The organism is Mycobacterium kansasii ATCC 12478, assembly GCF_000157895.3.
Taxonomy (GTDB): Bacteria; Actinomycetota; Actinomycetes; order Mycobacteriales; family Mycobacteriaceae; genus Mycobacterium; species Mycobacterium kansasii.
Genome location: NC_022663.1, coordinates 2469371 through 2483609 on the forward strand (window position 1 = coordinate 2469371; position 14239 = coordinate 2483609).

General features: G+C 64.5%; 13 protein-coding genes and 2 pseudogenes. 4 read left to right on the forward strand and 11 right to left on the reverse strand.

The features are described from left to right. Window positions 1–36 precede the first annotated feature (36 nt). The gene (locus tag MKAN_RS10555; protein WP_036395487.1) at window positions 37–519 is read left to right on the forward strand and encodes a hypothetical protein; all 483 of its coding nucleotides are present in this window, start codon (window positions 37–39) and stop codon (window positions 517–519) included. Window positions 520–637: 118 nt separating this feature from the next. On the opposite strand, the pseudogene MKAN_RS33225 reads toward MKAN_RS10555, so the two are convergent. Beyond that, a pseudogene (locus MKAN_RS33225) lies at window positions 638–1225 on the reverse strand (IS110 family transposase); the annotation flags it as partial. Between MKAN_RS33225 and MKAN_RS29560 the strand changes: the two are divergent. Further along, window positions 1196–1476 (forward strand): annotated as a pseudogene (locus MKAN_RS29560) (hypothetical protein); the annotation flags it as partial. The pseudogenes MKAN_RS33225 and MKAN_RS29560 sit on opposite strands and share 30 nt — an antisense overlap. Window positions 1477–1732: 256 nt before the next feature. On the opposite strand, the gene purQ reads toward MKAN_RS29560, so the two are convergent. From purQ to MKAN_RS10595, 6 genes are all read right to left on the reverse strand, one after another. After that, on the reverse strand, window positions 1733–2407 hold the full coding sequence (gene purQ / locus MKAN_RS10565; RefSeq protein WP_023368099.1) for a phosphoribosylformylglycinamidine synthase subunit PurQ: 675 nt from the start codon (window positions 2405–2407) through the stop codon (window positions 1733–1735). Next, window positions 2404–2643 (reverse strand): phosphoribosylformylglycinamidine synthase subunit PurS, encoded by a 240-nt coding sequence (gene purS, locus MKAN_RS10570; protein WP_023368101.1) that lies wholly within the window; start codon window positions 2641–2643, stop codon window positions 2404–2406. Before purS ends, purQ begins: the two co-directional genes overlap by 4 nt. A gap of 81 nt (window positions 2644–2724) precedes the next feature. After that, window positions 2725–3216, reverse strand: coding sequence for a 6-pyruvoyl trahydropterin synthase family protein (locus tag MKAN_RS10575; RefSeq protein WP_023368103.1), 492 nt, complete (start codon window positions 3214–3216; stop codon window positions 2725–2727). Between the two features lie 37 nt (window positions 3217–3253). Further along, on the reverse strand, window positions 3254–3694 hold the full coding sequence (locus MKAN_RS10580; RefSeq protein WP_023368105.1) for a 6-pyruvoyl trahydropterin synthase family protein: 441 nt from the start codon (window positions 3692–3694) through the stop codon (window positions 3254–3256). 696 nt (window positions 3695–4390) lie between these two features. Next, on the reverse strand, window positions 4391–4888 hold the full coding sequence (locus MKAN_RS10590) for a 6-pyruvoyl trahydropterin synthase family protein (protein ID WP_158006346.1): 498 nt from the start codon (window positions 4886–4888) through the stop codon (window positions 4391–4393). A gap of 292 nt (window positions 4889–5180) precedes the next feature. Next, window positions 5181–5933, reverse strand: coding sequence for an LLM class flavin-dependent oxidoreductase (locus MKAN_RS10595; RefSeq protein WP_023368111.1), 753 nt, complete (start codon window positions 5931–5933; stop codon window positions 5181–5183). 263 nt (window positions 5934–6196) lie between these two features. Here MKAN_RS10595 and MKAN_RS10600 point away from each other — a divergent pair, with 263 nt between their 5' ends. After that, window positions 6197–6835 carry an MBL fold metallo-hydrolase gene (locus MKAN_RS10600; RefSeq protein ID WP_023368113.1) on the forward strand — a complete coding sequence of 213 codons (639 nt, stop codon included), beginning with the start codon at window positions 6197–6199 and terminating at the stop codon, window positions 6833–6835. Window positions 6836–6903: 68 nt separating this feature from the next. Here the strand turns inward: MKAN_RS10600 and MKAN_RS10605 are convergent, their stop codons facing one another. Together MKAN_RS10605 and MKAN_RS10610 are read right to left on the reverse strand one after the other, a co-directional pair. Next, the gene (locus MKAN_RS10605; protein ID WP_099184334.1) at window positions 6904–8610 is read right to left on the reverse strand and encodes an FAD-binding dehydrogenase; all 1707 of its coding nucleotides are present in this window, start codon (window positions 8608–8610) and stop codon (window positions 6904–6906) included. Window positions 8611–8645: 35 nt separating this feature from the next. After that, window positions 8646–9350: a DUF2334 domain-containing protein gene (locus MKAN_RS10610; protein WP_023368117.1), complete on the reverse strand. Its 705-nt coding sequence runs from the start codon at window positions 9348–9350 to the stop codon at window positions 8646–8648. A gap of 158 nt (window positions 9351–9508) precedes the next feature. Here MKAN_RS10610 and MKAN_RS10615 point away from each other — a divergent pair, with 158 nt between their 5' ends. Next, a complete protein-coding gene (locus MKAN_RS10615; RefSeq protein ID WP_023368119.1) occupies window positions 9509–11125 on the forward strand; it encodes a DHA2 family efflux MFS transporter permease subunit in 1617 nt (538 codons plus the stop codon). 85 nt (window positions 11126–11210) lie between these two features. On the opposite strand, the gene MKAN_RS10620 is transcribed toward MKAN_RS10615, so the two are convergent. Together MKAN_RS10620 and MKAN_RS10625 are read right to left on the reverse strand one after the other, a co-directional pair. Beyond that, window positions 11211–13343, reverse strand: a complete 2133-nt coding sequence (locus MKAN_RS10620; protein ID WP_036395486.1) for a S9 family peptidase — start codon at window positions 13341–13343, stop codon at window positions 11211–11213. Beyond that, entirely contained in the window at window positions 13340–14233 is an 894-nt protein-coding gene (locus tag MKAN_RS10625) for a phosphoribosylaminoimidazolesuccinocarboxamide synthase (RefSeq protein WP_036445193.1), read from the reverse strand. The genes MKAN_RS10620 and MKAN_RS10625 overlap by 4 nt, the downstream gene beginning before the upstream one ends. Window positions 14234–14239: the final 6 nt, after the last annotated feature.

Genomic DNA, 14239 nt, shown 5'->3' on the forward strand with positions numbered 1-14239 from the left:
AGGATTTCCGTACCAAGCCGCTTCAACATGGGCATCATGACATCGTCGCCGCTGGGTGAGCCACTGTCCACGAACTTGATCGAGCGCTATCTGTGCAGCCGCGGTAAGCGATACTTCCGCGGCCGGCATGACGGTGAGTTCTTCTTCGTCGCAAACGCTTACCCGCGAAGATTGCACGTCCACCTGGAGATCTCGCTCGAGCATCCGTGCGTGTTCACCATCCGGGTCACACCCGCATACTTTTTCCCCGCCGCGGACCAGGCCCGGCTGGCACAATTCGCAGACCTGTGGAACACCCGGAATCACGCAGTGACCGCAATCGTGCACGGGTCTTCCGATCCGCAGCGCGTCGGCGTCACCGCCTGCAATTCCCAATGGATTCCGAGTCTCGTCCGGTTCAACGAGTTCGCCGATACCGTCGACCGCGCCTTGGACGCCGCGGTGGATCTGTTCGGCGAGTTGACGCCGGTTGCCGGGTTGCCGCAACCCACAGAGCCGTTGCTGCTCGATGCCGGGTGAGGCTCGTGGATCGCTGGAACTTGGTAATTATCACAATGATTCGTCTATTTTCGGTTAGCTCGCGCACATAGCTCTGTTATCCACACGGTGCGGCGCCTGCCTCGGGCGGGCCAATCTGGCGCCAGTTTCCACACGAGCGGGCGATGGGGAACCTGGCCAGCCCGGCCTGGCCGAGCCGGACCACCGCGACCGGATCTGCTTAAAGGGCCAAAAATTCCAGCGCTGCGTCGCCGTAGTTCGAGCCCAGTACCGCATACCAGGCCGGTCCCAGCAGCTCGATCAGCGCGTCGGGGCGGGCATAGACCGGCATAGACCGCGGTGCGGCGCTTGACCATGGTGGAACGCTGCTTGGTCGGCCGCCGCAACGGATCAGCCGGGCCTTGGCCGGTATAGGGGCGCTATCCTTCCGGGTGCAGCAGCGCCACCCGGGCTAACAGCTCCGAGTCGATCCGGTCGTTCTTGGCGTGCTTGCAGTAGTACTTGCGCAAGTCAGCCGACTGCGTGGTCGGCGCCATCACCACTTTCGCACCACGACGGCGAAACCGCTCGGCAATCACGATCCAGGCGTTTCCGGTGGGTTCAAGAACCACCGTCACCTCAGCCCGATCCTCGGCACGCACTCTCTTCGCACTCGCTTCAGCTCGTCCGGGCGGGTCATGAACTTACGGCTCCGCCGCTGTGCCCGTATCACCACCGCAGCCACCACCGCGGCGTCATCACCATCACCGGACCCGCCGACGCTTTGACCGTCACCGACACCGACGGCCGAGTACTGCGCCCCAGGATCGCTGGCGCGCCCACCCACCCAACCCCCACCCGCCGTCGCGCCTTGCCCAGGACCCACCGGCGAACGCGCCCACTGGTGGTGGTACCAAACCCTTCCAACCCCAACCACCAGCAACACCCAACAGGCTGATCAGTAGCACCGTATCAAGTCTGAAACAGGTTGGGGCATAAAGACTTTCCTCGCCAATCAAGCCCGCACCGCCGCCGACCCGATACCCGGGCCCCCATCAAGATCCCAGCTGACGTGCCCACTAACTTGAGCTGAGCCAGTTCTGCCGGAATGCTGTCCGACTGGCCAGGCACTTCCCATTAGTCGGGAATACCGCGGTGCGTGCTCGGTTTCGGCCCGCATGTGTCGTGTGACCGGATCACTATGCACGACAACAGGTTCGGGTGTCATGTGCGCGCCGACATCTCAGCGTCGGCGTCAGGCCACCAGCACCGCGTCCAAAACCGAATAGAACAGGCCTAGACCGTCGTCGGACGGACCGGTCAACGCCTCGATCGCGTGTTCAGGGTGGGGCATCAACCCGACCACCCGACCGTTGGCCGAGCTGATGCCGGCAATGTCGCGCAGCGAGCCGTTGACGTTGTCGTGGTACCGAAACACCACTCGCCCTTCACCTTCCAATTCTTCTAGCACTGCCTCGGGTGCCACATAGCGGCCCTCACCGGACTTCAGCGGCACCAGCACGTCGGCGTCCGGTTCGAAACGCGATGTCCAGGCCGTCGACGTCGACGCTACCTGCAGCCACACGTCGCGGCAGACGAAGTGCAACCCCACATTGCGGGTGAGGGCGCCGGGCAGCAACCCCGCCTCACAGAGCACCTGAAATCCGTTGCAAATACCCAAAACCGGCATACCACCCGCGGCGGCGACCACCACTTCGCCCATCACCGGTGCGAAACTGGCGATCGCACCCGCGCGCAGATAATCGCCGTAGGAAAAGCCACCGGGAACCACGACCGCGTCGACTTTCTTGAGGTCGGCGTCCGCGTGCCAGAGGCTCACCGCCTCGGCGCCCACCTGCCGTACCGCGCGCGCGGCGTCCACGTCGTCGAGCGTGCCCGGAAACGTGATGACACCGATCCGAGCTGTCACTGCGGGTCCCGGCTGATCGTCCAATCCTCGATGACCGGGTTCGCCAGCAGCGATTCGGCGATCTCGGCCAGCGTGGAGTCGTCGACGGAATCATCGACCTCGAGCTCAAACCTCTTGCCCTGCCGCACATCCGAGATTCCGGCATGACCGAGCCGGCCCAACGCGCCAACGATTGCCTGACCCTGCGGATCGAGAATCTCCGCCTTGGGCATGACATGCACGACCACCCGCGCCACCGGCGCTCCTCCTCAGATCCGATTGCTCGGGGCCAACTCTACCGGCGGCAGCTGCCGCGCCGCGTCCCAGGCGTGCTGAGGCTACTCCCCGCAGTACGTGGCCTCGACCGTCTGCTCGCCGAGAACCTTCATTTCTTTGATTCGGAGCTGGTCGGCCAACCCCTTTTCCTGAATGACCGATTGCAGGCGATCGTAGAAGTGCCGTACCAGCCCCTCGAAGGTGGGCGAAAAGTCCACCGTGCACAATTTCAGCCCGCCCTTGCGGGCCACCGCGGCGATGTCCTCGTACAGCGGATCCTTCCTGTCCACCACGAACGCGTGGTCGACCTCGTCGAGGATCGGCCGGAATGCATTCTCGAGTAGGTCGGTGTCCAAGAGGAAGTATTGTTCGTCAAGACTGTCTCCGGTGAGGGTCACCGAGACAAAGATCGTATGTCCGTGCAGGTTGGCACATTTGTTGGCCACCAATTCGGGAGTGTAAAGTTCACTACCGCCTCGGCTGGTGCGCATGTCGTGGGTCCAGGTGCGGTGACCCATTTCCAGACGGATGGTTTGTTTGATCGTATACGGCATGACCTACTCCCTGGGTGTGATCGACGCACGACTTTGGCTAATTGAGTCCGTAGCTGGCTTTGAGTGTCGACGCGCATTGGAGTTCCACCCGCCTCAAGACGCAGCCGGAAAGCCTGAGCTGGCTGTTCACCCTTTCATAGATGTGCTCGACGAGCCCCTCGATGGTGGGGTTGAAATCGACCGTATACACCTTGTCCGCAACGTCCGCCAGCTCACAGACCTTGAGGAAGTCGTCGTATATCGGGTCTTGGTCCCAGATAATGAAGGAATGGTCCAGATCGCTTATTATCGGCTCGACTATGACGGCCAGCTCATTGGTGTCGAAAACGGTCTTCATATCATCCAGCTGGTCCCCATATTCAAGGATCAGTCTTAGCTGCCAGGTATGGCCGTGGATGGTTTCTTCTTTTTTGTAGTTGAAGCCCAGAGAACGATGGCCCGCATCGAACCTAAAAGTCTTCTCGATCGTATGGCTCATGGTTCGACACCTCCGGGGGCAAGCACGACGTAGCTAGGATTGTCGATCTGTGAAACGACCTCCCGTCAGTGTCACGGAGTGAATATTAGATCCACTTCCAGGCAAGGCCAAGACCTTGGGTCAAATCCACCGACGTGGCGTAGCAGGCCATCGTGTGATTCTTCGACTTCGTGGTTTAGCCTGAATCCACCGTTGGACCCGCTGGGCGCGCTTCCCCCGGCACGGCAGCCGCCCGACAATTCGGTTTCCGCAACTTCGGCCTGGCCAACGACGGTCGGGGCAACATCGGCAACGCCGACATCGGTGACCTCAACTTCGGGTTGGGCAACGTCGGCAGCGGCAACGTCGGCGGCGGCAACCGCGGCAGCGCCAACTACGGCAGCGGCAGCCTCGGTAGCGGAAACATCGGGTTCGGAAACGTGGGGCCGGGGTTGACAGCCGCATCGAACAACATCGGCTTCGGCAATGCCGGCAGCAACAACAGCGGTATCGGCCCCTGGTGCTGCCGCACACCGCGGCGACACCGGGGGATACCCGGCCGATGGCTGCGCGTCGGATTTCTGCCGCCAAACTGGTTTCGCGTTCTTGGTGAAACCTCTTGTCCGACGGGGATTCTCGCGCCAGCGACGATCGCCGCGGGCGGCCCGCGCCGAGCCGCGTTTGCCTGCGCGCCGCCGCCACGCCGGGTGCGCCGGCCTATTCGCCTTCGCCGCTGTAGGTCGCCTCCACCGTCAGTTCGCCGAGCACCTTCATTTCCTTGATTCGGAGCTGGTCGGCCAACCCCTTTTCCGCGATAACGGCCTGCAGGCGGTCATAAAAGTGCCGAACCAGACCTTCGAATGTGGGCGAAAAATCCACCGTGCATAGCTTGAGCCCACCCTTGTGCACCACCGCGGCGATGTCCTCATAGAGCGGGTCGTGCCGGTCAACCACGAAAGCGAAGTCGAACTCGTCCAGGATCGGCCGGAATGCCTGTTCCAGTAGGTCGGTATCCAAGAGGAAATACTGCTCGTCAAGACTGTCCCCGACCAGAGTCACGGAAACAAAGATCGTGTGGCCGTGAATGTTTGCACATTTATTCGCTATCAAATCCGGTGTGTAAAATTCGCTGCCACCTCTACTGGTGGGCATGTGATGGCTCCAGGTGCGGTGGCCTATTTCAACCCGGAATGTTTGTTTGATGGTGTACGGCATAACCTGCTCACTGATTCCTTCCATGGGATGCGCAGGGGCGCAAGTTTTTTGATTCGATCGGGGGCCGGTACGTCGATGCGAATAACCTCCGGCATGCCTGAAACGTGCGGTCAGCGAATTAAAGCGCCAGTTACCTCCGATCATCGATACGCGGGGATGACATTTTTCGATCGTGCAGCCGAAATCAACGCAGTGATACTAGAGGCACGTCGATGCGGGACCAAGTCCCGCCCTAATCGGGCGATGCGATACGAGGTGCGGCAGCGTCCCGATAAGTAAGCGCCAATTCCGTTCAGGAAACCAGGATGAGCCGGTGGCCACCCAGCTCTGCCAGCCGGCGTTGGGCCGGCCCGTCGGGATCGAGGGCGGCTTCGCTCATGGGCGTCGTGGCGCTGATATCGAAGGGCACACCGGCATTGGCGGACGCGGCCCGGGCCCGACGCGCCGCGTCGAAGAACTGCCCGATCCGCGGGTGATCGAGGCGTACGTTGACGCCATCGCATCGCGCACCGGCTAGCGAGGCCAGGGCGACGCTATTGACTCCGAGCAGCACCGGCGGGCGGGGCGACGGCAACGGAAAGCCTGCCCATTTGTCGGCTCGATGCGGATCCCACAGGACGTCGCAAAGGTCCAGCACGTCGCGAAGGTGACCGTGCCGCTCCCGCATCGAATGGTGCAGCGGGAAGTCGAGCAGCTCATGCTCCACCGCCCAGGGGCTACCCGGGGCGGCACCGGCGCCAAGGCCGAACATGAAGCGCCCGCCGCTGATCTCTTGCAGGGAGGCTGCCCCAGCGACCGTCACCCCCGCGGGCCGGTTGGCGGCATTCACCACCAGAGTGCCGATCCCTATCGCGGACGTGGCTGCGGCCAAGGCGCCGGCCAGCGAGAAGCATTCCAGCATTCGGGGACTCGATAACACCGCACCCGACATGTGGTCGTAAACCCACGCGGTGCCATACCCTTCCGCTTCGGCCCGCAGCACGTTGTCTCGCAGCTCTGGCCAGGTGTGCGTCGCCGCACTGTAGACAACGTCGAGTGTCAGCATGAGCCGACCCTACCGTGTGCCGGATCCGCATGCAGCAAACCAATTGCGCCAGGCCGAATTCCGGCGCCGCGCCCGCCCGTGAGTCCGCGGCTACCCGGAAGCGCCGCCGTGGCGATCCTCGACGGCCACCGAGCTGCAGTTCGCCACGTGGGCACCGAGGCGAGTGTGGACTGGGTGCCGCTGGCCGTGCCCGTCCGGCTGCGACGCGAACATCCCCGGGGGACACGCATCGGTGCGGACCGCATCGGGGCACAATCGTGGACATGCAACTGACGCATTTCGGGCATTCCTGCCTGCTCGCCGAGTTCGGCCGCACCAGCGTGCTTTTTGATCCCGGCACCTTCGCGCACGGCTTCGAGGGGATCACCGGCCTGGCGGCAATCCTGATCACCCACCAACATCCCGATCACGTCGATGCTGCGCGGCTGCCTGCGCTGCTCGAGGACAACCCGGATGCGGCACTGTATGCGGATCCGCAAACAGCCGCGCAGCTGGGCGCACCGTGCCGGGCGGTGCACGTCGGCGACGAACTGGCGGTCGGCGCGCTGACCATCCGGGCCATGGGCGGTCAGCACGCGGTGATCCACCCGGAAATTCCTGTGGTGGAAAACATTTCGTATCTAGTCGACGAAGGTGACCGCCGCGCCAGGCTGATGCACCCGGGTGACGCTCTGTTCGTGCCCGACGAGCCGGTGGACGTATTGGCGACTCCGGCCGCCGCGCCGTGGATGAAGATCTCCGAGGCCGTCGATTATCTGCGTGCGGTCGCCCCGGCTCGGGCGGTGCCGATCCACCAAGGGATCATTGCTCCCGACGCGCGCAGCATCTACTACGGCCGGCTCACCGAGCTGACCGACACCGATTTCCAGGTGTTGCCGGAGGAAAGCGCGGTCACCTTCTAGGGCGAGACGCAATAGCCGCTGACGCCGGGCGTGCGGGGGCTTTTGCCAGGGCCTGTTGAAGGTCGCCGCTATGTGATGTCCTCGGCGACGCCGCGACCGGCGGCGCGGCCCGAGAAAATACAACCACCCAGGAAGGTGCCCTCCAGCGCCCGGTAACCGTGTACACCGCCCCCGCCGAATCCGGCGGCCTCGCCGGCCGCATACAGCCCGGTCAGTGGGGTGCCGTCGGACTTGAGGACCCGCGCGTCCAAGTCGGTTTCGATGCCGCCCAGAGTCTTTCGGGTCAGGATGTGCAGCTTGACGGCAATCAAGGGGCCTGCCTTGGGATCGGTCAACCGGTGCGGCGCCACCACCCGCCCCAACCGGTCGCCCCAGTAGCTGCGGGCTGCGCGAATCGCGGTGATCTGACCGTCTTTGGTGAACTTGTTGGCCACCTCACGATCGCGGGCCGTGACCGCGGCTTCCACTGTCTCGTATTCCAGCGGTTCGACCTCGGGCAACTCGTTCATCGCGGCCACCAACTCAGGCAACGAGTCGGCGCTGACGAAATCCACGCCCCGGTCGATGAAGGCCTGCACCGGTCCCGGTGGTCCGGACCGGACCCGCGACCGCACTAGCTGACGCACGCTTTGCCCGGTCAGGTCGGGGTTCTGCTCCTGACCGGACAGGGCGAATTCCTTCTCGATGATCTTGGCGTTCAACACAAACCAGGTGTAGTCGTAACCGGACTGGGTGATGTGCTCGAGGGTGCCGAGCGTGTCGAAACCGGGATACAACGGCACCGGCAACCGATTTCCCGCTGCATCCAGCCACAGCGAGGAAGGGCCGGGAATGATCCGGATGCCGTGGTCCGGCCAAATCGGGTCGTAGTTGGTGATGCCCTCGGTGTAATGCCACATCCGGTCGGGGTTGATCACCCGCGCTCCGGCCTTTTGGGCGATGCCGATCATCCGGCCGTCGACGTGCGCCGGCACCCCACTGAGCAGCTGCTTGGGGACACGGCCCATCCGCTTCGGCCAATTCTTGCGCACCAGATCGTGATTGCCTCCGATGCCACCGCTGGCCACGATCACCGCCGACGCGCGGAATTCGAACTTAGCCACCGCTTTTCGTGACGACGGCGCGCCGCGCGGTTCGTCCGACGGCTCCAACACGGTGCCCCGGACGCCCGTCACCGCGTCCCCTTCAACGATCAGTCGGTCAACCTGGTGCCGGTGTGCGAAGCGCACGTTCGGGCGGTCCCGCAGTTGACGGGCGAAGATCTCGACCAGGGCGGGTCCGGTTCCCCAGGTGATGTGAAACCGCGGGACCGAGTTCCCGTGGCCCTGCGCGTCGTAACCCCCACGCTCGGCCCAGCCCACCAGCGGGAAGATCTTCAGTCCGCGGGTCCGCAGCCAGCTGCGCTTCTCCCCCGCCGCGAAATCGACATAGGCATGGGCCCATTGTTGCGGCCAATGGTCTTCGGGCCGATCGAAAGCGGCCGTCCCCAGCCAATCCTGTAATGCGAGCTCATGGCTGTCGCGGATGCCCAGCCGGCGCTGCTCCGGGCTGTCCACGAAAAACAGGCCGCCGAACGACCAGAACGCCTGCCCACCCAGGTTGGCGCTGTTCTCCTGATCGACGATCAGCACATGCAGGCCGCGGTCCGCCAGCTCGCAGGCGGCCACCAGACCGGCCAGTCCAGCTCCGACGATGATCGCGTCAGCCGTAAACCCGTCCGACACGGGCCCCGAACCTACTGAAGCATCACTCATGTCGGTACAGGGTAGTGCCACCGCTCATGGCGGCTGACCATGCGGCCGGGCGTCAGCTAGGCGGCGTCGAGCACAGCCCTATTGGGCCGCCATTGGTACACCGTCGGTGTGCAGCCGTGCATCATCGACAGGTCGATGGCATCCAGCATGGCCTGGCGTGGACCGGACTTGGACAATTGCCGGGCCGAAACGGCGACGCGCACCACACCGCCACGCCGCGCGATGCGCTCGGCCGACAACACCACCATCCGGCACCACCACGGCTCGGTCAGGAAGCTCTCACCGATGCCCAGTATTCGGGCACGCACGGTGGTCTTGCGGACCAGGTCGGTGATCCCGTGATAATCCGCAAGCAACCGAAAACCGTTTCCCGGCAATGCCTTGACAACACCCGGGGACACCACCCAGCCGGGCGCCGCGAACAGCCGGGTACGCAGCCCCAGATGTTCGAGTACCCGGTCGGCGGCCGTTACCCGCAGGTTGGCCTCGTGGGCAAGCAGCGTCGCAAATTCGCCGCGCCGTTTCTTGGTGGCCGCTTCGTCGTAGCCGTGCAGTACCAGGGCGTCTCCGCCGGCACGCCGGGCGGCGAGCCACTCGACGGTGCGGGGGTCCCGGTCGAGGCGGTAGTCCCCCTTGAGCCGCGGAGCAACCAGCAGCGACACCGGCACCGATCGGGCATCCATCTCCGCGCAGAATTCCTCGACGCCGGCCAGGGTGCGCTCACCTATCCCCGAGACCGAGACGATCAATTTTCCAGACACGCGTTCAGTTTGCCGATGCCAGGTTTCCGGACGGTGAAGTACACGCAGCCAACAGGCGTCTATCCAGTGCCTCTGACGTGCGGATATCCGGCTCGCCGCGGGGCCGGTCACCCGGGGCCGAGCCGGTCCCGGCAGCGGTAGCGGTGACACATGTCGATATGCTCAGCAGCGCCATGGACAAGGCGCGTTCCGCACCGGCCGACGCCGCGCTGCCCACAACTGCCACGGGGCAGCACAGCCCCGGCGAACACGTCTACCCGGACCGGCTCGACGCGCGACTTTTCCGGATCGCCGGGGTCTGCGTGCTGGCCTCGGTGATGACGATCCTCGACGCCACCATCGTCAGTGTCGCGCAACGCACCTTCATCACCGAGTTCGACTCCACCCAGGCCGTGGTCGGCTGGACCATGACCGGCTACACGCTGGCGCTGGCAACTGTGATCCCGCTGACAGGTTGGGCGGCCGACCGGTTCGGCACCAAGCGCCTCTGGATGGGTTCCATCCTGGCGTTCACGCTCGGCTCACTGCTGTGTGCGTTGGCGCCAAATATTCTGGCGCTCATCGCTTTCCGGGTGATTCAGGGTATCGGCGGTGGCATGTTGATGCCGCTGGGGTTCACCATCCTGACCCGGGTGGCCGGCCCCAAGCGGCTGGGACGCATGATGGCGGTGCTGGGCATCCCGATGCTGCTCGGTCCGATCGGCGGGCCGATCCTGGGCGGCTGGCTCATCGGCGCCTTCAGCTGGCCGTGGATCTTCCTGGTGAACTTGCCGATCGGGTTGATCGCGTTCACCCTTGCGGCAATCGTGTTCCCCAAGGACCGGCCCGCACCGGCGGAGAGCTTCGACCTCGTCGGGGTGCTGCTGCTGTCGCCCGGCCTGGCAACGTTTCTGTTCGGGGTGTCGTCCATCCCGGGCCGCGGCAGTGTGACCGACCGCTACGTGGCCGTTCCGGTGATCGTCGGGCTGATGCTGGTTGCGTTGTTCGGGTGGCATGCCTGGCACCGAGCCGATCATCCGCTTCTCGATCTGCGGCTGTTCACGAACCGGGTGTTCGCCCGAGCCAATCTGACCTTCGTGACATTCGCCGCCGCCTATTTCGGTGCGGCGCTGCTGCTGCCGAGCTATCTCCAGCAGGTTCTGCATCAAACACCGATGCAGTCGGGGGTGCACCTGATTCCCAACGGGCTGGGCGCCATGCTGACCATGCCGTTCGCCGGCGCTTTCATGGACAGGCGGGGACCGGGCAAGAGTGTGCTGGTGGGCCTCACCCTGATCGCCGCCGGCCTGGGCATCTTCGCTTTCGGCGTCGCCAGGCAGACGGGCTACCTGCCGACCCTGCTGGTCGGCCTGTTGGTGTTGGGCATGGGGACGGGCGCCACGATGATGCCGCTCTCGGGCGCCGCGATCCAGGCACTGGCACCGCGCGAGATCGCCCGTGGGTCGGCGGTGATCAGCGTCACCCAGCAGGTCGGCGGCTCGATAGGAACCGCGCTGATGTCGATGATCCTCACCAACCAGTTCAACCGCAGCGAAAACATCGGTGCGGCAAACAAAATCGCTGCCCTACAGCAGCAGGCCGTCAGACAAGGCGTGGCGGTCGACCCGTCGGCGATACCGCAGCAGGCCCTTGCCCACGACTTCGCAAGCCGGGTACTGCACGACCTTTCGCATGCCTACACGGTGGTGTTCGTGATCGCGGTCGTGCTGGTGGTGTCGACACTGATCCCCGCGGCGTTCCTGCCCAAGACACCGGCGGGCGCGGTGAGCGTTTGAACCTACGTCTGGGTAGCGGCAATCTCGACTCAGGGTTCGCTATGTGACGCTGCGGTCACGTTCGGGTCCGAATGTGACTGCAGCGTCACGCTCGCGGCCCGTGTTCTCCGGCTTCGGTGTCGCATCCGGCGGCGGCCAACAGCCAGGCGTACTGGAACGCGGTCTCCTTCCAGCGTTCGTATCGTCCGCTTATCCCGGCATGCCCGGCGTTCATCTGCGTCTTCAACAGGACCGGATTGCCGTCGGTATTGGCGTGCCGAAGCGCTGCAACCCATTTGGCCGGCTCCACGTAGTAGACCCGGGTGTCGTTGAGCGAAGTCATCGCCAGAATGGCCGGGTACCGTTTGGCTGCCACGTTTTCATACGGTGAGTACGACTTCATGTACGCATAGACATCGCTGTCGTCGAGGGGGTTTCCCCACTCGTCCCACTCGGTAACGGTCAGCGGCAGCGAGGGATCGAGGATGGTAGTCAGCGGATCGACGAACGGCACCTGCGCCAGGATTCCGGCGAAGAGTTCCGGCGCCATATTGGCCACCGCGCCCACCAACAAACCGCCCGCACTGCCGCCCAGGGCCACCAGCCGCTCCGGGCGGGTCAGCCCCGAATCCACCAGATGCTTTGCCGCCGCGACGAAGTCGGAAAAGGTGTTCTTCTTGTGCAGCATCTTGCCGTGCTCGTACCACAAACGGCCCATCTCACCGCCGCCGCGAACATGCGCGACGACGAACACCATTCCCCGGTCCAGCAGCGACAGCCGGGCAATGGAAAACCGGGGGTCTTCGCACATCTCGTACGCACCGTAACCGTAGATGACCGCCGGCGCGGGGAATTCGATGTCGGCCCGGTGCACGATGGAAACCGGGATGCGGGTGCCGTCGTCCCCGTGAGCCCAATCGCGGCGTTCCACATAGTCCTCGCGACGGTAGCCGCCCAGGACGGGCTGCTCCTTGAGCAAGGTGCGCTCGCCGGTGAGCAGATCGATGTCGTAGATCCGCACCGGAGTGATGAAAGATCCCGCGCCGACGCGCAGCCTGGGCGAATCCCAGTTGGGATTGGGACCCAGCCCGGCCGCCATCAGCTCGGAGTCGAAGGCGATCTCCTCCGGTTCGCCGTACTCCCCCTCGGGGCCGAACGGCCACAACTGGATCCGGGGCAACGCCTCGCGCCGGTAGCTGACCACCACGTGGCCGGCGAAGGCGTCCACGCCGTCGAGTCGGACGTCCTCGCGGTGCGCAATCAGCGTGCGTTGCCGGGCCGGATCCTCAACCGGGGCTTCTACCAGGGTGAAGTTCACCGCACCGTCGTTGTGCAGGATGAGAAAGCGATCTTGTCCGCCGATGATCGCGTGCTCAATGGAGTACTCGACGCCGTCGCGGCGCGGCAGCACGATGGCGAACTGCGAGGCTGGGTCGGCCGAGTCCGCGTAGCGGATCTCGGAGGTGACCGACGAGCCCGCCGCGATGACGATGTAGGCGTTGCTGCGGGTGCGCCCCACCGCGAGCCAAAACCGTTCGTCGGACTCGTGGTAGACCTGCTCGGATACGGCACCGGGGCCGAGCCGGTAGCGCCAGACCGTGTCCGGGCGCCACGCGTCGTCCACGGTGGTGTAGTAGACGGTGCGGTGGTCTGCAGCCCACGTCGCTCCGGGGCCGATGCCGGCGATCTCGTCGGGATATCTTTCCCCGGTGCGTAAATCTTTGAATTGCAACGTATATCGCTCGTCGCCGACAACGTCGACGGAGTAGACAAGTATGTTGTCGTCCAGGCTGATGCTCAACGCGCCCAGCGCGAAAAAGTCGTGGCCGTCGGCCTCCTGGTTTTCGTCGAGCAGCACCTGCTCACCGGGTATCTCGGTACTCTCGTCGAAGCGCGGCGGGTCCCAGTCGTCGGGATCGGTAACCGGACAACGACAGTGGACGCCGTATTGCTTGCCCTCGAAGGTGCGGGCGTAGTACCACCAGTTGCCGCGCCGGGTCGGCACCGACAGGTCGGTTTCCTTGGTGCGCGCCTTGATCTCGTCGAAGATCTTGCGCCGCAATGGTTCCAGATGAGCGGTCGCTTGGTCGGTATAGGCGTTCTCCGCCTCCAGGTAGGCGATCACTTCGGGATCGTCCTTGTCGCGCAGCCATTCGTAGGGATCGACGAAGACGTCACCGTGGTGCTCCCGCCGGGTCTCGGCTCGCTTGGCCAACGGCGGTGCGGCGTGGTCCGTCATGCGCTCGGTCCGATCCAGTCGCCGAACCACAGACCCGAGATACGTTCGTAGGCTTCGATGTAACGTTCCCGTGTGGCCTCGATGATGGCGCTGGGCAGCGGCGGCGGCGGCTGGTCGCCGCCGCGGTCCCAGCCGGACTCGGGGCTGGTCAGCCAATTGCGGACGAACTGCTTGTCGAAGCTGGTCTGCACCACGCCGGGCCGGTACTCGTCGGCCGGCCAGTACCGCGACGAGTCGGGGGTGAATATCTCGTCGGCCAGCAGCAGGTTGCCGTCGCCGTCGATACCGAACTCGAACTTGGTGTCGGCGATGATGATCCCCTTCCGCAGGGCGTGGTCGGCGGCCTGAACGTAGATCTGCAGAGTACGGTCGCGCAGCTGGTTGGCGCGCACCCCACCTACCATCTCGATCACCCGGGCAAACGAGATGTTCTCATCGTGGTCGCCCAGCGCGGCTTTGGTCGCCGGGGTGAACAGCGGCGCACCGAACTTGCTGGCCTCGACCAAACCCGGTGGCAGGGCAATCCCGCAGACCTTTCCGGTTGCCTGGTAGTCGAGCAGACCCGAGCCGGTCAGATAGCCGCGCGCCACGCATTCCACCGGAAGCATCTCCAGTCGGCGCACCACCAGCGCGCGGCCCAGCACCTCATCGGGGATGCGCGAATCGTCGGGCGGCCCGGCCAGGTGGTTGGGGGTATCGACCAGGCCGAAGAAGAACACGCTCATCGCGGTCAGGATGCGGCCCTTGTCGGGGATGGTGCTGTCCAGGACGTAGTCGTACGCCGAGATCCGGTCGGTGGCGACCAGCAACAGGTGGCCGTCGTCGATGCGGTAGATCTCCCTGACCTTGCCGCTGGCCAGATGCTGGTAGTCGGACAATGCAGGACGCAACATCGG